The organism is Paenibacillus sp. UNC496MF (genome assembly GCF_900113915.1).
Lineage (GTDB): Bacteria > Bacillota > Bacilli > Paenibacillales > Paenibacillaceae > Paenibacillus_Z > Paenibacillus_Z artemisiicola.
Genome location: NZ_FORE01000011.1, coordinates 132,562 through 151,315 on the forward strand (window position 1 = coordinate 132,562; position 18,754 = coordinate 151,315).

An 18,754-nucleotide genomic window follows, 5' to 3' on the forward strand; every position below is an offset into this window, starting at 1 on the left:
CATTATGCTAGCACTTGCATCGATTATCTTTCTGGTCACGTTAATATTCGTTATCTGGCAGCCGAAAGGCCTTACTATCGGTTGGTCCGCATGCGGCGGCGCGGTCGTTGCCCTGCTTTGTGGTGTCGTTGATTTTCATGACGCATGGGATGTAACTCAAATCGTATGGAACGCCACCTTTACATTCGTAGCCATTATTATAATCTCTCTCATTCTTGATGAGATTGGTTTTTTTGAATGGGCCGCGCTCCGCATGGCCCGTTTCGCCAAAGGAAACGGCAAACTCATGTTCGTGTACGTTATCTTGCTCGGAGCAGCGGTCGCCGCGTTCTTCGCCAATGACGGGGCGGCCCTTATTTTGACGCCGATCGTATTGGCGATGGTAAGGGCACTTAAGTTTGATGATCGTATGATTCTCCCCTTCGTTATGGCAAGCGGATTTATTTCCGATACGGCATCCCTCCCACTCGTCGTCAGCAACCTTGTGAATATTGTTTCTTCGGATTTCTTCGGTGCAGGGTTCGCTGAATATGCCAGCAGGATGATCGTACCCACGTTCTTTTCCGTTGCGGCGAGCTTGCTCGTGCTCCTCCTTTTCTTTAAGCGAAGCATTCCTAAGCAATACGAGCTTGGCCAGTTGAAAAGGCCGGCTGATGCCATAAAGGACATGAGGTTGTTCAAGATCTCTTGGGTCATCCTCGCGATTCTGCTTATCGCCTATCTAACGAGTGAATTTATCGAGGTTCCGGAATCCGTCATTGCAGGCGCGGCGGCTATCGTCTTCTTGATTCTGGCTCGTCAAAGCCGAGAAATTCGCGCCTGGAAGCTCGTCAAAGGTGCGCCTTGGGCCGTTGTCTTCTTCTCCGTCGGCATGTATGTGGTCGTTTACGGCCTCCGCAACGTAGGCTTGACGGATGAGCTCGGCGATGTGTTCAAATGGACGGGGGAACAAGGCTTATTCGTTGCAGCCGTAGGTTCCGGTTTTATTGCGGCCATCCTTTCCTCGATCATGAACAATATGCCAACCGTGATGATTGATGCGCTGGCCATCCACGGTACAAATCCGACAGGTATAATTCGTGAAGCGTTCATCTACGCCAATGTGATCGGTTCGGATTTAGGCCCGAAAATCACGCCGATCGGATCGCTCGCCACCCTGCTCTGGCTGCATGTGCTGTCGGGCAAAGGCGTGAAGATCACTTGGGGACATTATTTTAGAACAGGCATCATCCTTACCATTCCGACTCTCTTTATTACCTTAACGGGTTTGTATTTGTGGCTTCGCCTAATCCATTCAACAAGCATGAATGTTTGGCTTCTGATCGGCATGATCGTTATAATCGCGGCTCTCGTCGCAGGGCTGATGAACGTACTCTTCCGTTCAAGGAAGAACAAAGAAGACCTAAATGAAGTGGTAAAAATCAATCAATTTCAGGATAAGGGAGACCATTAATCATGAACAAACCGCTCGTCTATTTCCTTTGCACCGGCAACTCTTGCCGCAGCCAAATCGCCGATGGATTTCTTAACGCCCTCGGAGGCGACAAATACGAAGTGAAAAGCGCGGGGCTTGAAGCGCATGGGCTGAACCCTCGTGCCGTTCAAGTCATGAAGGAAGCCGGCGTCGATATCGGCGGCAATAGCTCCAACGTCATCGATTCGGAGACGCTCAACCGCGCGACCTACGTGATTACGCTTTGCGGACATGCCGATGAGCATTGCCCCGTAATTACGAACAAAACCGTGACCAAATGGCATTGGGGCTTTGAGGACCCTGCGAAAGCGCAGGGGACCGAAGAAGAGATTATGGCACAATTCCGGAACGTTCGCGATGCCGTCAAAGCACGAATCGAACAATTCTTGAGCGACGGTGAATGAGCAAGAAGCGTCGATCAACCGCATGAAGACCAAAACCAATCGCAACTCGGCGCTGCTATGCAAAAAAAGCGATGGAACAGATCCATCGCTTTTGCGCCCGTACCTTCTTACTTCAGGGATTACTTCTCTTTCTTATGCTCCTCGACTAGCTCATCTTGGTCGCTGCCCCAAATGAAGTCGATTCCCGATTCATTCATCGCCTGAGCGTTATTATGCTTCTCTTGGCTAACCTCTTGTTTGGGATCCGTTATTTCATTATTGTTCATCTGAACATCCCTTTCTCCAAATGATGAAACCACCCACCTTATCCTATCCAATATCGGCAAACTTATGTAAGAGCTCAGACCGGGCATGACATCAAGATCTTGTCGCTAATTTCTTTCTCCTGTTGGAGATTCACATTAACTATGCGAGCGATGTATCTCAGGTCTTGTGCTAACTCCTCGGCAATAGGAAGCTGTTCTCGACAGGAATCGCAATCAGACTCATAAAAGTAAACGAGCGTAATTCCATCATCGTTGTCCACGAAAATTTTCCTTTGTCAATTCCTCCCCTTCTGGATGCATAATGCCGCTATCTCCGATCAGGCAACTTCATTCTATGAAAATTATGATGATTGATCAATTTCAACATTTCAATGCAAATGATTGAATATTTAAATCAATAAACGATTCTCGAGGATGCTTCCTCTTCAGATTTCGCGTTTGCCTGATCGATTATACGCAACGCTTCATGGCGATCTATACGCGTATAAGTAACTCCGCGTAGGACATAATGATATAAAGTTTTAGGAAGGAGCTGGATTTGACGTGTTTAAAATCCCCGAAATGTGGGATGAATTTAGGGAATCCTCTGATTTCGTTTATCTGCGCCAATCCAATCACGCTGATCGTTATTTGATCTGCTTTCTTAAATCCATTACGGATATAAACATACTCAATGAACAGATTCTTGAGTTTATTAGCATAAACACCGGTCTTCTCTTCGATGAATTATTCGAAGAGCTGCCTATCGCCGAAAAAGAGCGCTCCTCGGACCGGGATGAGATACGAAATAAATTACTTCTCGGCTATGTAGCTATTCAACAAGCTTCGAGTGCTCAAACAATCCTGCTTAATGCGTGCTTATCGAAAGGGCGTACGGTATCAAAGCCAGAAATCGAATTCAATGTCGAGGGTTCGAAAGAGGCGCTTGTCGAATCATTGGATACCAATCTGAATTTGATTCGCAAGCGGTTGCCGGTGGCTTCCTTGCGCATCAAAGAACTTCATGTCGGGGAGGTTTCCAAGTCGAGAGTAGTCGTTTGTTATCTTGAAGACATCACGAATGAACAATACATCCAAACCTGTCTGCAGCGAATCGGGGACATTCAGTTCGATACGGTTACGGATATCACCATCATTCAACAAATTATCGAAGACAATTCAAACTCGATCTTTCCACAGATGCTTGGAACGGAACGAACGGATCGGATCGTATGGGGGTTGACATTGGGGCAGGTTTGCATATTAGTCGACGGGTCGCCGAATGCGATTTTAGGACCCGTTACGCTTGAGCATTTCTTCACCTCGTACGAAGATTATTTTTTGCCTTGGATAATCGGTTCCATTATTCGCATGATCCGCATTACTTCCGTCCTGTTCTCCATCTTAGCCTCGGCCGTGTACGTCGCCGTATTGACTTATCATGGTCATGGAATATCAAATGCCTTTTTACCGACGATTATTGCTTCCCGAATTAATGTTCCCTTTCCGCCCGTTGTCGAGGTTCTCATCATGGAATTGGCCATTGAGCTGCTGAGAGAAGCCGGAGCGAGATTGCCATCCAAGATCGGGCAAACCATAGGAATCGTTGGAGGCATCGTACTCGGAACCGCCGCCGTTCAGGCCGCGCTGACAAGTAACTTTTTGTTGATCATTGTTGCGCTGGCGGCCATGGCTTCGTTCACAACGCCTGTATTTCGCATGAGCAACACGATACGGATTCTGCGGTTTCCATTTATACTTTTTGCCCAAATGTGGGGATTATTGGGTATTTTCTTATGTTCCGTCATTGTTGTGACCCATCTTCTGCGTCTTACTTCTCTGGGGATGCCGTATCTGGTTCCGTTTTATCCGTTACGATCCAAGGGTTTAACGGATACGATGATCCGTCCGCCCTATTCCAAACTTCACCAGCGACCGCAGTTCTATAGGACCAAGAATGCGGTCCGGTTTGATCAACGAAAGGCAAACTTAAAAAAAGACATTGACGAGTAACGACGGTAATGGGACAGGGAGGGCATTCATTTTGGCTTTACACATCCAAGAACGGAATACCGTCTCCCCTTATCTGACTTTCGTTATCATTCACGCCATGCTATTCGGGATCGACTTTCTGTTCCTTACCGCTAAGCCGGTCCAACTGGCAGGCCAAGATGCCTGGATCGCGGTCTTGCTTTGCTCCGCCGGCATCCATATTGTCATTGCCATGATGTACAGCGTCCTTCACCGCCATCAGACGGATCTGATGCACATTCACCTCCTCCTCTTCGGTCCATGGATTGGCCGGCTGCTCAATATCCTATTTACCGTCTATTTTCTTTTCGTAACCGTCTATCAAGTACGGTTATTTATTGAAGTGGTTCAAGTTTGGATGTTTCCGGAAATGCAAACCTGGTCATTGGCGCTTGTGCTGCTTCTGATTGCATACTACATCATTTTATGCGGTTTTCGCGTTATCGTTGGCATTTGCATGTTCAGTCTTATGAACACCGTTCTCTTTATCACGATTTTTTTTATGGTTCCTTACTTTCATTTCAACAACTTATTACCTGCAATGAGTCATTCCCCGCAGGCTATTTTCGGAGCAACGAAGGAAATGACCGCTTCCTACATGGGCATAGAAATGATTCCTTTTTGTTATCCGTTTATTAAAACGCCGAAAAAATCGCAAAAGTGGGCGCATTGGGGCGTTGTATCCATAACGCTCATTTATGCCGTGGAAGTCATCTTCGCAGTCATAACCTTCAAACCGGAGCAGTTGTCGAATGAAATATGGCCCGGATTGATAAAATATAAGTTCATCCAGTTTCCTTTCGTAGAACGATTTGAATTTATCGGATCTTCAGCTAGCGTACTGCGGCTGTTTCCCGTTATTTGTTTATGCATATGGGTTTCCGGCCGCATCCTGAAGTATACGTGTTCCATTAGACAGAGAAGAGCTCTTCCGTTTTTGTTAGGTATCGTTTTTGTCGCAACCTGTCTGATTCCGAATCGCATCGGAGTCGATGCCGTTCAATCCTGGATTAAGCTGTCGGGGATGAGCGTGATTTTTGGATACCTCCCCTTTCTCTACTTATACGACATCCTCAGAACAAAGGTGAAGAAACCGAAGTGAAACGGATACTTTGCACGGCATCGATGATCTGTCTGTTATTGACGGCTTGCGTTAAGCAACAAATTCTGGACAGAATCAACCTGTTTATTGTCGCTTCGTTCGACGAAATATCGAAGGACCAACTTGAAATCACATTGGCGGTTCCTCAGTTTCAAGCGGGAAAGCCCGAGGTGGTATCCGATGAATTGTATACAAAATCGGGTCATACGAGTACCAAAATTCGCGAGTCCTTGGGCACGCAGATGGACAAGCCTTTGCAACCCGGGAAACTCTCCGTTGTATTATTCGGCAGCGACAAGGCTAAGAGCGGGGTGCAAAAGGAGTTGGATCTCCTGTTGCGGAACACTTATTTTTCGCGCAGAATGTACTTGGCCGTCGTCGAAGGAAAGGCCAAAGACCTGCTCAAAGAAGATTTTAGCAAGAAAGAAGAAAAAGGCATGTTCCTCTACCGTGTTCTTGATGCGAATACAAGGAAAGGGGCTCTTCCCAGTCTGAATTTGCATGAATTTGAATATGCGCTCGCAGGAAAAGGGCTGGATCCCTTCTTGCCTATTCTTCAATACCGTCATGACCGTATCGTCGTTTCCGGCACGGCGCTATTCAAAAAGGACAAGTACGTGGCCTCTCTGGATTTCGACCAATCCAGGCTTATGAAGCTGTTGTTGAAAGACATGAATGACGGTGTCTATGAAGTTAAACTTGACAACGGAACCTTCCTGGCAGTTGAGAACGTCGGTTCCACCGTAAAGTACCAGGCGAAGAATGAAGCGATCAGGATTAATTTGCACATGAACTGCAAAATAAGAGAAGCAGAGGGGAACCCTACTTCAGACGAGCATCTCCGCTACCTGAATAATCGATTCAAACAGCAGCTCCTTCAAGCAGAAACGGAACTCATAAAAACCTTTCAAAAAAATGCCGTCGATCCTTTAGGTTTAGGCGACTTCGCAAGAAGCCGAGATCCTCGCTGGAACGAAGACGTTTGGATGCGCCAATACCCGCTGATGAAGGTGGATATCGATGTTCAAGTCAATATCATGGAAAGCGGGATCATACAATAAATGACGCACCGGCCTTACGATGCGGCTTTCTTCGCGATTTCCGATTGATTCGTCAATAGGCGACTCGTTACAAAATAAAATAATGCGCCTGCAAAACATAGGGCTGCAAACAGGGCGACCGCGATGAAACCGTTGAACGCCGCATAGATCAAGCCGGCAATCCAAGAACCGATCGTTGTCGCGGCATACATGATCGAATTGCCCAAGCTTGATATCGTGCCGCGTATGGCCGGATTTAACGAGGTCAAGAGTCCCATGATTAACGGAAATGCAATTCCCATGTTCAAGAATACGAAGAAATAGACGCCATCGAAGGCTGCTACCGAAGGCAAGAAAGGCAAGACGATATAACAACCGATGGCGAGAAGAAAGCCTCCGACCAGCGTGTTGAACCGATTGAGCTTCTGAACAAGATAAGCACCGCCAAAACTGCCCGCCAAATTACCGATGCCTAAGAAAAACATGACGAACCCCACCTGCTCGACCGAGAGGTCGAATCGATCCGTCATCCATTTGCCAATGAAAGAAAAGGCAGCCATGAAGCCGCAATTAAACAAGAAATGTCCCAGGAAAGCTCTTCTAGCGATTCTGCTGGCGAGCAGCGGGAGATATCTTTTCCTAATCGGCAGTCTGGAATTTTGGCCTTGGTCCGGTTTCATCGAAGGTAAGGCTTGATGGATGAAGACGGACACCACCAAGGAACACGCGCCGATTACATAGAAAGGATAAGACCAATGCGTCGAAGCGAGCAGACCTCCGATAGGTATGCCGAATGCTTGGGCAGCGGCCAAGCCCGCCATGACGATACCGAATACTTTGGCGTTCTTGGATGCAGGGAACAAAACCGGAATGGAGGCCCAAACTTGCGGCGATGTAAATGCCGCGCTGATTCCAGCCAATAGCCGGAATAAAAACATCGACCAAAAGCCCGTGGCGAATCCGCATAAAATTGTCGCGATCGAAAAAGAAATCATTCCGTAAAACATGACTTTTTTGCGATCCCACCCATCGGAGAGCGGTCCGGCAATCAAGGCAAAGATGGCATAACCCAGCGCATATGCCCCCACCATCCAACCGGAATATCGCGTCGGAATATCAAACAATTCCTGTAAGGTAGGTATTAACGGCGAAATCAAAAAGGTATCCGTGCCGATAAAAAACATGATGACGAATAATAAAGAAGTTAACTTACCCATTCTGATTCACCCTTTTCTTTAGTTAAGTAGTTCAACATCTATTGAACTAATGAACAAAAAAAATTATGATTTGCTCGATCGCTTCCTTATTCCTGCCGGACAGCTCTATTGTGGCTTCCTTCAGGTTGCGCGTCGCTTCTAGCGTTCTACAACGTATCCAGAAATCCGGGCAAGTACGTTTGGAAGGTAGCCAGGTTGATACGCATATACTTCGTTTGAGCTTCTTTTCGTACGTTTATCAAGTTCGCCTCCCTTAACGTACGTAAATGATACGAAGTATTCGACTTTGAAGTCCCTTGCGCGTCCCCCACTTCTCCGCAATTCAACTCTTTCTTCGCGGCGTACAGATTCCGTACAATCTCCAATCGCGTCTCGTCAGCCAATGCCTTGAAAATTTTGATCCGGTGCTCATCGTTTACTCTGTTGTCCGTCGTCATATCACCATTGTACGAAGAAAACGTGTCAAATCAAATCCCCATTTGCATGTCGCTTGATTCATATCCTCCTTCCTCCACTGTCTGAACTCCATCTTGGTTCGCCCCTCTAACGAATAACAAGCCTAATCATTAGGTTCCGTCCAAAATAGGATTTCATTCATCACTCGCCATCGAAGATTAATTTGGTCATTTCGCATCCGCGACGATCCGTATCATTCTGATCTGTCGATAGGCTGCGGTTATACCCATTAATACGCCTGTCGTGATAAAGACGCCAACCGGGAACAACCACGTCCCCCAAGCCGGGAATATGAGCGGCATCAATGACACGCCGAATGCAACGGGTAAAGGCGCCTTGAACAACTTGCAAAGAAGGAACGCAATCAACACGTTTACGACGCCGGCCAACAAGATCGAGCCTGAGAACACGTGATAAACGACAACCGCGAGCATGGCCGTTAATGTCACGAGCGCTAAAGGCGTCGGAATTCTGCGCCAAGCAAATTTCTGGGCATGGAAGACTTCGAATACGAGCGCAAATACAGGCGGAACCAGGATGACTTGAATCTTTGCAGCGAAAGCGAATCCAATCCAAAGACATAAGATCACGCTAATGATTAGCGTATCCGTCTTTCGCCGGAAAACTTGAGGAGCGTTGGGTAACTTTTCTTGCTTTTTCATTTTGAGAGCACCTAACATAATCAGAAACGTAAAAAACGTCGTGGTCATTGCAAAGACATAATCATGCATGCCCAAGAAGAACGGCAGCAATCCAGCCGGGATTGTCGGTCCAAAATGAACCCGGAATAAATGCATGAGCATGACGATAATAATCAAGCATAGCCACAGTTTCAGCAGAGGCGATACGTTCAAATCGTTCATTGCCGTACCTAGGAATGCAGCCAAACTCGGCGAAAGCCACAAGTGCAACGGCCGCTTTATCCAATCGGCTACCGGGAAAGCCAACACGCCCATCGCCATTCCGGCGATTTCCGGAAACAAAATATCCTTCTGCCCGAGAACCAACGAACAAACAAGCATCAACATAATGATTAGCAGTGCGACCAGAACATTTTTGAACTGGATCCGTTTCCCTGACATCGCGCATTTCCCCCTCTTAAGCCTTTAGGTTGATTTCTCGCTGAAAATATGACCGGTTGGATTCGGTCCGGAAATTTGCCGATGCCTAATTCTAAGGAATCCAAAATGATTGATCAATGTCGGTGTTTCGATGAGATTGATAGAAAAGACCAATCATTCAACAAAAAAAAGAAGCAGTTGCCGGCAAACTGCTCCGTTTCTCGTTTCGCCTCCGGTTTGTTCCCCGAAGGCCCCTTCAAAAAGAAAAACCCGCCTTTCGGCGGGAATCGGGCTATGCGGGCAATCGTTGTTCTTACGAGAGGAGTCTGCGCAGTCTCTCGTCCCGCAGCCAGAACGCCCACCAGAACAAAATCGCGACGTAGACCGGAAAGAGAATATTCGTAAACAGCGGGGCATCCACTCTAATTTGAGCCGCCACCGCGCCGCCCAGATACGCTGTCAACACGAGTCCGCCCATGAACGACGTACGGGGAATGGCGCATAACAAAGCAGAAACCAACCCCAAAATGCCCATGGCCGCCATATGCCGCTCCGTAAATCCGAGCGCGATGGTGCCTTCTACCGCGGACGTAAGTCCGGCGATCTTCCCGATTCCATCGAATAGCATGAACAGAATGACGATCCCGTTCATGATCCTTGCCGTCCATAACCAGCCGCCGGTTATAGCCGTCCCTAAGTTCACCTGCTTTTCCCGTTCGATATTCATCATCTATGTTCCTCCTCATGAATGACGGGCGCCTGCTCGACCGAATCGGTTCACCCGTAATAAGTGCCTTACACTTAGGCAACGAATAAGGAAGGCCGCGATCGACACGTCCGAACAACGAATGCGTAAATAGCCGGTGCGGCGTTTACGCGTTTACGGATTTTTTTCTCGCGGCCGACAGGATCCACAGCAGAAGGGGAACCCCGATCCCGCAAATGGGAATAATCGCGTCCTGCCATAATTTCTGAAACATGGCGATCCACGTCTGATTCGGAACCATAATCGCCGAGATAAAGATGAGCGGCGCTCCGAACAAAATCATTTTTCGCCAATCCTTGACATTGAACCAATTCGACATTTCGTAGCTGGTCAGGAACAAATAGAGGGACAGCTTCGCAAACACGCCGAAAATCCAAATGTAGATGACGAAGATATCGACGTTCTGGATAAAGTCTAAAATATTGATGGACCGTACGATCATAAAATACGGAAACCTGAGATCGGCGGACAAATTGGGGCCGAAAACGAGCAATACCATAGCGGTTGCCGCGAACACGCCGAAAATGGTAATAAATAAGCCGATCATCGACCTCGACATCGCTTTTTCCGGCTTCTTCATGAACGCAATGACCGAAAGCAGCATGAAGGTCTCCCCGAAGAAGGAACCGGGAGCGACCGAAGCCTTCGCGACCTGCTTCCAGCCGACGTCGTTGAACACCGGTGTCAGCTGGCTCCAATCCACATTGCCCGCATTCATAACGAAGGTGAAGAACATGGTGATGACGGTGATGGGGCCGGCGATCTCGCAAAACCGGCCGATGGATGTAATGCCGCCGGCAAACGTAATATAAGCCATCAACGCCACCATGATCAGTTCGATCAGCCATAGGGGCGTCTGGTCGAGCAGGACCAGGTGGATAAAATCGGTGAAAGAGCGGAGCACGTCGATCGATAGCATATACCATGCCGCAAAGTATGGCAGCACGATCGCTCTGCCGAACCATTTCCCGAGCAGCTTCTGGCTGTACTTGACTAGCGTCTGGCCGGGATGGAGCATGCTGACGCGAACCGCCAGGAAGGTCAAGACGATGCCGATCAAGCCGGCGAGCAGCATCGACATCCAGGCGTCCTGATTGGCAGCCTCGATGGCGGGCGATATGCGGAGCCAGACCTCCATGACCAATTCGGCGGTCGCGACGATCCACACGACCTGAATTCCTGTCAGCTTCACGAGTCGATATCCCTCCTGTCCCGCCGGCATCTGAGGCTATTAGCCGGCATTGAAATGATTCCTCAAGGACGAGCTGGACTGACCCGGGTCCTTGCATTGAATGTCCACCTTCACGGTGATATGAACCCGGGGAAAGGTTTCCTTCCACTTGGGCCTTACCGTTTTCCACAGAACGGGTTGCTGCTGATGGAAGTTTTCCCCGAACGCGAATATATCCGCTTTGTACTGCTTCTGCACCTTGTTGACCATCTCGGCGACCGCCGTCTGAGTCGACTCGCTCAGCGTCTTCTGAATCGTCATGAGATCCGTCCGCTTCGTCGGATCCAGGTTGGAGTTGTTTTCGACGATGATGCCTTTCCCGGTTAAATGGACGTCGACGTCGATATGCGAACCGGAAGGTTTCACGCGAACCCGATGTTTCATCGTGCGCATCTTCACGCTGACGTTGCCGTCTCCGTTCTTGACGCGGGCGGTGACGCCGAATCGTTTCAAATTGCCGAGTATCCAGTTCGCATACTGCGCTTCTCTGGCGTCCAGGAACCCGATCAGCTTCAGGTCGTCATCCTTGTTTAAAATAGCGCCTCCCGTATACACGTACTTATGCAGTTCATTCTTGCTGATCAACGGCACCAGCGGTTGCGTCGTCTGGCTCATCGATACCGTCAGGAAATTCCGGAAATAGTAAGGCTTCAAGCCCATCGACCGGATCTCCCGCGCTAGCGTCGGCGTTATGATGGGGTCGAAGATCGGCGTAATGGTAAAGATGTCCTTCGCCTCGGCGTTTCTCACCACGAATATCGTGGAGCGCAGCTCCGATTGCGGGTTGCGGATGAAAATGTCCATGAAGCTGCCGATTCCGTGGACGGCCATCCGGTGACCGATAATAATGGTCTGGCGGTGGCCGAAGAAGAGCGTCCGCGAAACTTGCTTCTGGAGATTTTCCACCGCGTCGTACACGTTTTTGCCGTTTGCCTTCATCATGCGAAAGCTGGCTTGCTTCTGGGTGCCGCCGTCTTCCGAGCCGCCGACGCCCGAAGGAATGACGATCTGGGAGCTGAGCATGACTTCCCCTTCCTTCGTATAATCGAGCCCGGCCCCGAGGACGAAAGCCTGCTCGTCGGGTTCCTCGAGATTCCAGCAGGCGGTAAGCGGCACGACGAGCAGCAGCATCAGCATGAGCTTTCCCGCCCTCCTCATGTAGGTTCAGCCTCAGGATCGGATTTTCTGACAAGCTTGCGCGGCCGCCGTACTAGGATATCCTTAAGCCTGCGGGAGGCAAGCGGCGCCACCGGGCTGAAAAACGGGGTCCCGAAGGAGCTCAAATGAATCATATGGATCAGGATCGCGATGATCCCGGCGGCCATCCCGAACAGTCCGAATAGGCCGGACAATATGAGCAGCGGGAACCGGAGCATCCGCAGCGGATAGCCGGCGCGGTAGCGCGGGATGACGAAGGAGGCGATGCCGGCGGCCGCTACGACGATGACGATCGGCGCCGAGATGATGCCGGCCCGGACGGCCGCCTCGCCGATGACGAGCGCCCCGGCGACGGTGACGAGCGGGCCGATCTGCGACGGCAGGCGGATGCCCGCTTCGCGCAGCCCCTCGAACATGAGCTCCATCAGCAGCACTTCAATGACGGTCGGGAACGGCGATTTCTCCCGCAGCATCGCAATCGTCGTCATCAGCTTGAGCGGCACCATTTCCTGATGATAGTTGGTCAGCGCAATATACAAGGACGGGAAGAGCACCGAGAAGAGAATGAACGCGAAGCGGATCCAGCGGCTGAAATCAACGAACAAGAACCGCTCGTAATAGTCATCGGGCGCCTGCAGACCGCCCCAGAACGTGACCGGGGCGATAAGGACGAACGGAGAGCCGTTGGTGATAATGGCGACTTTGCCCTCAAGTAATCCAGCCGCTACGACGTCGGGACGTTCCGTGTTGCCCAACTGCTGAAAGGGGGTGAAATGAAAGTCCTCGATCGACTCTTCGATGTAGCCCGACTCGAGAATGCCCTCCATCTCGATTTTGCCGATCCGATCGCGTACGGTATTCAGTACTTCCATGGCGACTTTGCCTTCAATATAGGTGATGACGATTTCCGTCTGCGTCAGGCTTCCGATCGTATACGATTCCATCTTCAGCTTCGGCGTCCCGAGTATGCGTCGAATCATGGCGGTATTGGTCCGAAGGTTTTCGGTAAAGCTTTCCTTGGAGCCCCGGAGCGTCGTTTCTTCGGTAGGCTCCTCGATGTTGCGGGTTTCGAAACGCTGAATATCGGCGATAAGCGCGTTCGGTTCCCCGTCGATCAGCAGGCAGAGGTGCCCCTTAATGATCAACTCGGCAATAGCCGTCGTATCGGACAGCTTCATCGTCTCCAGGACGGGTAAGAGCTCCTGATCGAACATCTGGGCAAGGCTGTCCATCGCCCCCAAGCCTTTCGGCAGCCCCTTATAAAGAAGCGGCTTAAGAACGTGCGACAAGATGATATCCGTATCGACCAAGCCGTCCGTGTAAATCATGAGCAGCCTCGGCTGGTCGTTGATCGTAACCTCACGAAATTTGACATCCGAACAATGCTGAAAAATGTTCTTGAACGCTTGTTCATTCTCTTTGAGGTCTGCACCAATTTTCATGATTGTTCTCAACTTTCATGAAGGAGTGGGTAAATCGATACGCACGTTATATATTGCCTCAATACAGGAACATTATACTTTATTTGGAAACCCTCGCTCCCCTTACCGATGTTCACCTCTCCCCTAGTCACTCAATGACAAGAAAAACGGCAGTCCCCGACTTGACGTCGAAACGCTTAGCGCAGCTATTCCTTATCGAATGGGCTATCAAGCCATGCTTGAGCGTGCAAGCCCTTCAATGAATTCATCATCAATCTCTAACGGCCATAATAAATTGATCCTAGAAGCATCGCTAGAAATACGCGTTCCATTATCGGGAGGGAAAGACCTATCTTTTTTACCAGGAACCGTCAAAAACCGCCGCTTGAAACGATCCGCGAGGAATTAAAGAAACGATTAAACCACGCCCCGGACGTCTTGAAGGCGTTAACGCCTTCGGAGAATAAGCTCCTGGACAACATAAACGGGATGACCCGGGACCTTAACCTGAATAATGTAACGAGAACAAAAGCCTATCTTGCCTATTATCTCCGTCACCCTGAAGTCCATTGGGCATTCTTAGGTCATATGGTATCGCGAAACGGCGGCTGGAACATGACCGATCTAAAGGGAGAATTTCTAACGAACCTGCTCGCGGAAAAGGAGCGCGACGTATTTTTCCGTTTTTTGGAACGCGGCAACTGGCTGATTTTCCAAGACGTATACCCGCAGCTTCTGCTCTACGAAGAGAGCGTAATGACAAATAAACCGCTGTTTTATTTACTCCCCCGACTGAAGGTTTCGATTTTCATGGAAGCGATTTGGAACTCTTTTTGGAGAGCGCGGGATCCGCATGTTCTTTGTATAGGATTAGTCATTAACGAACAAAGTTACTTGGAAGAACGGGTCATTCAGAACCCTTATTATCAAAAAGAAGTCGTCGCTCAATCGAAATTCCATCTTCAGGATTGGCTGTCCATCAATCAAATTCTTCTTCCTGCTGAAGGCAATCAATTAAAGGGGCAGACGCTGTATCGCTTTCAATCGCTCCATGAGCGAATCTTATTGGGAAAAAGGCTCTATGCCGTTTTGTTTAAGAATCAGGAATTTAACGGGCAGGCCTTGGAATGGGCAAAACGCAATCCGCATACGGGGTCCAGGAAGGATTACTGGCCGCATCTATTCAACAGCGTCAATGAAGGCGTGCCGGGAATTCCCCATCCCTTAAGGTTGAAATCATGCCGAATTCAAAACGATGCGCAACGGTTTTACAGTCCTAAATTGGAGGATGCCTGGAAGAACGTAACTCAGCCGGAAGCCGAACCGGGGGATTGGTTTCATGATCCGCGCGCGGCGGATTATTTAGAAGACGACCTGGAACCGATAGACGGAGCGATTAAAGAGGCATACTGTACAACACTGGAGCGACTCGAAATTGCCGCGCTTGCCAAGAAAGCGATTCACTTCATAGATTAGCAAGGCGCCGAACGATAAATAGGAATCAGGCAGCCGTTCAACGAGCGAACGGCTGCCTGACGGAAGATGCCGGCGAGGACGAAAGCGATCGTCTCGGCGATGATGCCGCTTACTTGGCCGCGCCGGCCAAATAAGCGTCCAGCTGCTTCTGATATTCGGCGATGACTTTATCGACGCCCGCAGCCTTCAATTTCTGCTGCGCTTGCGCGATGTGGCCGTCGTAATCCACGACGCCGGCATAGATCGGCGCGATGTCGGACGTGATCACCGCCTTCACGTTGCCGAGCTCGGTCTTCACCGGCGTGGCGTCGAAGAAGAAGCCCGAGGAGATGAAGTTCTTCGCGTCCTTGTCCGGCTCATACAGCTTGCGCGTCGCCGTAACGATGTCCCCGACGCGGATGAAGTTCAGGTTGCCGATCATCCAATCCGCGTTCGGAATGAGCGAAGCCTGCGTCTTCGGATCCAGAATCGCTTCCATCGATTTATCGCCCGTTTTCTTGTACGTCTTGCCTTCGATCCCGTACATGAACAAGTCGTAATTATCTTGGTTGGCGTACAGCCAGTTCAAGAATTGGATGACGGCGTCCGGATGCTTGCTGTTCGCCGCCACGACGTTGAGGTTCTTGGCGTTCGTGAAGCGGTAGTGCCCTTTCTCCGGATTGAACTCCTGCAGCGAGAAATCGCCGAGCTTCGCGCCTGGCAGGTCTTTGTCGAGCGCGGCCTGCGTGTTGGCAAGCGTCCCCATCTCGAAGCCCCAGTTCATTTTCCCCGCTTCCTTCTGCACTTGATCCTGCTTCAGCGTCAGGACGTCCGGGTTGATCAGCTTCTTCTCGTACGCTTGACGGAAGAAGGCGCTCTCCTGCTTGAACTCGTCGGTATCCACCCAGTCCTTGACCGTGCCGTCGTTGTTGATCATCGCGATGCCGTCGCGGACGTCGAACGGGAACGAATCGAAGGTCCGGTGCAGGAAGTCCATGCCGGTCGCGGAAACGTTGCTGAGCGTGAACGGGAATTGCGGCTTCGGCGCGGGGGCCTTGTCGTACAGCTGCGCCATCGCGTCCAGCATCTCCTGCGGCGTGGCGACCTTGCTGTCGATGCCGTACTTCTTCAGCAGGAAGTCGTTCGAGGTGAACAAATCGACGACCGCCGGCTCCATCCAGTTGGCCGGGATGCCGTAAATTTTGCCGTCCTTCGTGACCGCATTGAAAATATCGTCGCTGATCGCGGTTTTGATGTTCGAACCGTACTCGTTCAGTTCCGCCGAAATGTCTTTGACCGCGCCGCGGGCAATATAGTTGGACAGCGAGACGACGTCGTTCATGACCTGGAACATATCGAAATCCGCGCCGGTCGAAAGCATCAGGTTCAGCTTCTGATCCCATGCCGCCCAGTCGATGTACTGCTCGTCGATCTGCACGTTCACGCCGTCGGCAAGCAGCTTCTTGTTGACCGCGTCTCTGACTTCCTTCCAGCTGGCCGGCTCGGTGCCCGGAATGACGTACTTGATCGTGACGACGTCTTGCTTGGCGGCGTTGCCGCTGCCCGCATCGGCGTTCGCGTTCGCGTTACCCGAACCAGAGCCGCTGTTCCCCGCGTTGCCGGCATTGCCGGAGTTACCGGCATTGCCGCCGTTATTGCCGCATCCCGCCAAGAGCGCCGCGCTCAGCACCGCCGCGGCAAGCATGTAAGCCGATTTTCTTCTCAACCTGACCCACTCCCTTTGAATTGATGATTCCAGACGTGCTATGTCCTGCTCGCCGAAGATCGGTTCCTCGCTATCAGCCTTTCACGGAACCCACGATTAAGCCTTTCACGAAATAACGCTGGAGGAACGGATACAGCAGCACGATCGGCCCGATGGTCAGCGCCACGGTGGCCATCTTGGTCGATTCCGCCGGAATCGTAGCCATCTGCGCCCCCTTCGGAATCATGCTCAGCGCGTCGATATTGGATTTGATCTGCAGCAGCAAATACTGAATCGGATACAAGTCCTTGTCGGATACGAGCATGATCGCGTTGAACCAGTCGTTCCAATAGCCGAGCGCGTAGAACAGGCATACCGTAGCGAGCACGGGCAAACAGAGCGGCAGATAGATTCGGAACGAGATCCGCAAATCGTTCGCCCCGTCCACGTAAGCGGACTCGCGCAGCTCGCCGGGCAGGCTGTCCATGAAGTTGCGCACCAGGAACATGTTGAACGCGCTGAACATCAGATTCGGCACGATCAAGGACCAGACGTTCTCGAGCAAGCCGAGCTTCTGGCACATCAAGTACCACGGCACCAGCCCGGCGCTGAACAGCGTGGTAAGGAAGAAGTAGAGCGCCAGCCCGTTGCGGTACTTGACGTTTTTGTTCGCCAGCGTATAAGCGGCCATGGTCGTGACGAGCAAGGCCAGGAACGTGCCGGCGATCGTGACGACGGCGGAGATCAGATACGCATGGAAGATAATCCTGCCTTGCGAGAACACGAGCCGGTAGGCGTCAAGCGTGAACCGGTCCGGGAACAAGCTGTACCCGTGCGCCGTAATGCTGTTCTCGTCCGAGTACGAGACGATGATCGTCAGCACCATCGGGAAGAGGCAGAACAGGGAGAACACCGCAAGAAACACGTAAATGCAGGCGGAAACGAAGGAGAAACGGCGCCGGCCCATTAGTACAACGCCCCTTCTTTATAAAATTTGCGGGTCATGAAGTTGGCGATGAAGACGAGCAGGAAGCCGACGACGGATTGGAACAGGCCGATCGCCGCCGCGTTGGACGGATCGCCGATTTGCCGCAGCGCGCGGAACACGTACGTATCGATGACGTCGGTGGTCGGATACAACACGCCGTTATCCCCGATGATCGCGTAGAGCATCCCGAAATCGCCGTAGAAGATTTTGCCCAAGTTCAGCAGCGTCAGAATCGCCACGGTCGGCGCCAGCAGCGGCATCGTAATGCTGCGGATCTTCCGCCAGCGCGACGCCCCGTCGATATCGGCCGATTCGTACAGCGACTGGTCGATGCCCGTAATCGCGGCCAAATAGATGATCGAGCCCATGCCCGCATCCTTCCAAATCTTCATGCCGGTCAGCAGCCACGGCCACATCTTCGCCTCCGAATACCAGTTAGGCGCGCTTAGGCCGAGCGCATCCAGCATGCGGTTGACCATGCCGCCGTCGGTCGCGAACAACATGTACATCAAGTAACTGACGATGATCCAGGACAGGAAGCTCGGGAAAATCATCGTGGACTGCGCCAGCTTAATGAACAGCTTATGGCGGATTTCATTGAACAGCATGGCCAGCGCGACCGCAAAGACGGTGCCGAAGACCAGGAACAACAGGTTCAGCTTGATCGTGTTGGCCATGACGGTCCAGGCGTCGCTCGACTTGAAGAAGAACTCGAAGTTTTTGAACCCGATCCACTCGCTGCGGAAGATCCCCTGTTGATAGTTGAATCGTTGGAAGGCGATGACCAGATACGGATAGGTCGCATACGAAAAGATAAACACATAGACGACGGCCGGCAGCGCCAGTAAATACGAGAAGCGATTTCGGGACAGCTCGCGCAGCACCCCCGGCTTCTTCGGCTTCACCTTCCCCTCTATTGGATTCAAAGACGGATTCAAAGATGGATTCAAAGACGGATTCGAAGACGTTCGAAGCTTTACGTTCGCGTCTTTCATCGGCA

At 50.9% G+C, this 18,754-nt stretch carries 18 protein-coding genes; 6 read left to right on the forward strand and 12 right to left on the reverse strand.

From position 1 onward, the window contains the following. The first annotated feature begins 4 nt into the window (after positions 1–4). On the forward strand, positions 5–1,453 hold the full coding sequence (locus BMZ79_RS20250) for an arsenic transporter (protein WP_090643017.1): 1,449 nt from the start codon (positions 5–7) through the stop codon (positions 1,451–1,453). 2 nt (positions 1,454–1,455) lie between these two features. Then, positions 1,456–1,878, forward strand: coding sequence for an arsenate reductase (thioredoxin) (gene arsC / locus BMZ79_RS20255; RefSeq protein ID WP_090643020.1), 423 nt, complete (start codon positions 1,456–1,458; stop codon positions 1,876–1,878). Between the two features lie 119 nt (positions 1,879–1,997). Here arsC and BMZ79_RS34355 read toward each other — a convergent pair whose 3' ends face one another. Beyond that, complete coding sequence (locus BMZ79_RS34355) at positions 1,998–2,144, reverse strand: hypothetical protein (RefSeq protein ID WP_177222233.1); 147 nt, start codon at positions 2,142–2,144, stop codon at positions 1,998–2,000. A 74-nt stretch (positions 2,145–2,218) separates the two neighbouring features. Beyond that, the gene (traF, locus tag BMZ79_RS35590; protein ID WP_090643022.1) at positions 2,219–2,404 is read right to left on the reverse strand and encodes a conjugal transfer protein TraF; all 186 of its coding nucleotides are present in this window, start codon (positions 2,402–2,404) and stop codon (positions 2,219–2,221) included. A gap of 283 nt (positions 2,405–2,687) precedes the next feature. Between traF and BMZ79_RS20265 the strand changes: the two genes are divergently transcribed. The 3 genes from BMZ79_RS20265 to BMZ79_RS20275 are packed head-to-tail and all read left to right on the forward strand — an operon-like array spanning position 2,688 to position 6,317. Continuing rightward, positions 2,688–4,136 carry a spore germination protein gene (locus BMZ79_RS20265; protein WP_090643024.1) on the forward strand — a complete coding sequence of 483 codons (1,449 nt, stop codon included), beginning with the start codon at positions 2,688–2,690 and terminating at the stop codon, positions 4,134–4,136. Between the two features lie 31 nt (positions 4,137–4,167). Further along, entirely contained in the window at positions 4,168–5,256 is a 1,089-nt protein-coding gene (locus BMZ79_RS20270) for a GerAB/ArcD/ProY family transporter (RefSeq protein WP_090643028.1), read from the forward strand. After that, on the forward strand, positions 5,253–6,317 hold the full coding sequence (locus BMZ79_RS20275; protein WP_090643029.1) for a Ger(x)C family spore germination protein: 1,065 nt from the start codon (positions 5,253–5,255) through the stop codon (positions 6,315–6,317). The genes BMZ79_RS20270 and BMZ79_RS20275 overlap by 4 nt, the downstream gene beginning before the upstream one ends. A gap of 14 nt (positions 6,318–6,331) precedes the next feature. On the opposite strand, the gene BMZ79_RS20280 is transcribed toward BMZ79_RS20275, so the two are convergent. The 7 genes from BMZ79_RS20280 to BMZ79_RS20310 all read right to left on the reverse strand — a co-directional run bounded on the left by BMZ79_RS20280 (position 6,332) and on the right by BMZ79_RS20310 (position 13,627). Then, positions 6,332–7,513 carry an MFS transporter gene (locus BMZ79_RS20280; RefSeq protein WP_090643032.1) on the reverse strand — a complete coding sequence of 394 codons (1,182 nt, stop codon included), beginning with the start codon at positions 7,511–7,513 and terminating at the stop codon, positions 6,332–6,334. Positions 7,514–7,659: 146 nt separating this feature from the next. Then, on the reverse strand, positions 7,660–7,950 hold the full coding sequence (locus tag BMZ79_RS20285) for an ArsR/SmtB family transcription factor (RefSeq protein WP_090643035.1): 291 nt from the start codon (positions 7,948–7,950) through the stop codon (positions 7,660–7,662). Positions 7,951–8,136: 186 nt separating this feature from the next. Next, positions 8,137–9,051, reverse strand: a complete 915-nt coding sequence (locus tag BMZ79_RS20290; RefSeq protein ID WP_090643038.1) for a hypothetical protein — start codon at positions 9,049–9,051, stop codon at positions 8,137–8,139. Positions 9,052–9,343: 292 nt separating this feature from the next. After that, complete coding sequence (locus BMZ79_RS20295; protein WP_371263752.1) at positions 9,344–9,760, reverse strand: DoxX family protein; 417 nt, start codon at positions 9,758–9,760, stop codon at positions 9,344–9,346. A 142-nt stretch (positions 9,761–9,902) separates the two neighbouring features. Further along, positions 9,903–10,988, reverse strand: coding sequence for a GerAB/ArcD/ProY family transporter (locus BMZ79_RS20300; RefSeq protein WP_177222234.1), 1,086 nt, complete (start codon positions 10,986–10,988; stop codon positions 9,903–9,905). 39 nt (positions 10,989–11,027) lie between these two features. After that, entirely contained in the window at positions 11,028–12,164 is a 1,137-nt protein-coding gene (locus BMZ79_RS20305; RefSeq protein WP_177222235.1) for a Ger(x)C family spore germination protein, read from the reverse strand. 17 nt (positions 12,165–12,181) lie between these two features. Further along, entirely contained in the window at positions 12,182–13,627 is a 1,446-nt protein-coding gene (locus tag BMZ79_RS20310; RefSeq protein WP_090643046.1) for a spore germination protein, read from the reverse strand. Positions 13,628–13,957: 330 nt separating this feature from the next. On the opposite strand from BMZ79_RS20310, the gene BMZ79_RS20315 reads away from it, so the two are divergent. After that, on the forward strand, positions 13,958–15,082 hold the full coding sequence (locus tag BMZ79_RS20315; protein ID WP_090643048.1) for a DUF2515 family protein: 1,125 nt from the start codon (positions 13,958–13,960) through the stop codon (positions 15,080–15,082). A gap of 109 nt (positions 15,083–15,191) precedes the next feature. Here BMZ79_RS20315 and BMZ79_RS20320 read toward each other — a convergent pair whose 3' ends face one another. From BMZ79_RS20320 to BMZ79_RS20330, 3 genes are all read right to left on the reverse strand, one after another. Then, entirely contained in the window at positions 15,192–16,787 is a 1,596-nt protein-coding gene (locus BMZ79_RS20320; protein ID WP_143089007.1) for an extracellular solute-binding protein, read from the reverse strand. A gap of 73 nt (positions 16,788–16,860) precedes the next feature. Then, positions 16,861–17,733 (reverse strand): carbohydrate ABC transporter permease, encoded by an 873-nt coding sequence (locus tag BMZ79_RS20325; protein ID WP_090643053.1) that lies wholly within the window; start codon positions 17,731–17,733, stop codon positions 16,861–16,863. Next, positions 17,733–18,659 (reverse strand): ABC transporter permease, encoded by a 927-nt coding sequence (locus BMZ79_RS20330; protein ID WP_090643584.1) that lies wholly within the window; start codon positions 18,657–18,659, stop codon positions 17,733–17,735. The genes BMZ79_RS20325 and BMZ79_RS20330 overlap by 1 nt, the downstream gene beginning before the upstream one ends. Between the last annotated feature and the right edge of the window lie 95 nt (positions 18,660–18,754).

Bases quoted from the DNA above. Each gene is read 5' to 3' on its own strand.
- BMZ79_RS20310 (WP_090643046.1), bottom strand. From the start codon at position 13,627: ATGAAAATTGGTGCAGACCTCAAAGAGAATGAACAAGCGTTCAAGAAC.
- BMZ79_RS20280 (WP_090643032.1), bottom strand. From the start codon at position 7,513: ATGGGTAAGTTAACTTCTTTATTATTCGTCATCATGTTTTTTATCGGC.
- BMZ79_RS20250 (WP_090643017.1), top strand. From the start codon at position 5: ATGCTAGCACTTGCATCGATTATCTTTCTGGTCACGTTAATATTCGTT.
- arsC (WP_090643020.1), top strand. From the start codon at position 1,456: ATGAACAAACCGCTCGTCTATTTCCTTTGCACCGGCAACTCTTGCCGC.
- BMZ79_RS20305 (WP_177222235.1), bottom strand. From the start codon at position 12,164: ATGCTGATGCTGCTGCTCGTCGTGCCGCTTACCGCCTGCTGGAATCTC.
- BMZ79_RS20295 (WP_371263752.1), bottom strand. From the start codon at position 9,760: ATGATGAATATCGAACGGGAAAAGCAGGTGAACTTAGGGACGGCTATA.
- BMZ79_RS20325 (WP_090643053.1), bottom strand. From the start codon at position 17,733: ATGGGCCGGCGCCGTTTCTCCTTCGTTTCCGCCTGCATTTACGTGTTT.
- BMZ79_RS20285 (WP_090643035.1), bottom strand. From the start codon at position 7,950: ATGACGACGGACAACAGAGTAAACGATGAGCACCGGATCAAAATTTTC.
- BMZ79_RS20290 (WP_090643038.1), bottom strand. From the start codon at position 9,051: ATGTCAGGGAAACGGATCCAGTTCAAAAATGTTCTGGTCGCACTGCTA.
- BMZ79_RS34355 (WP_177222233.1), bottom strand. From the start codon at position 2,144: ATGAACAATAATGAAATAACGGATCCCAAACAAGAGGTTAGCCAAGAG.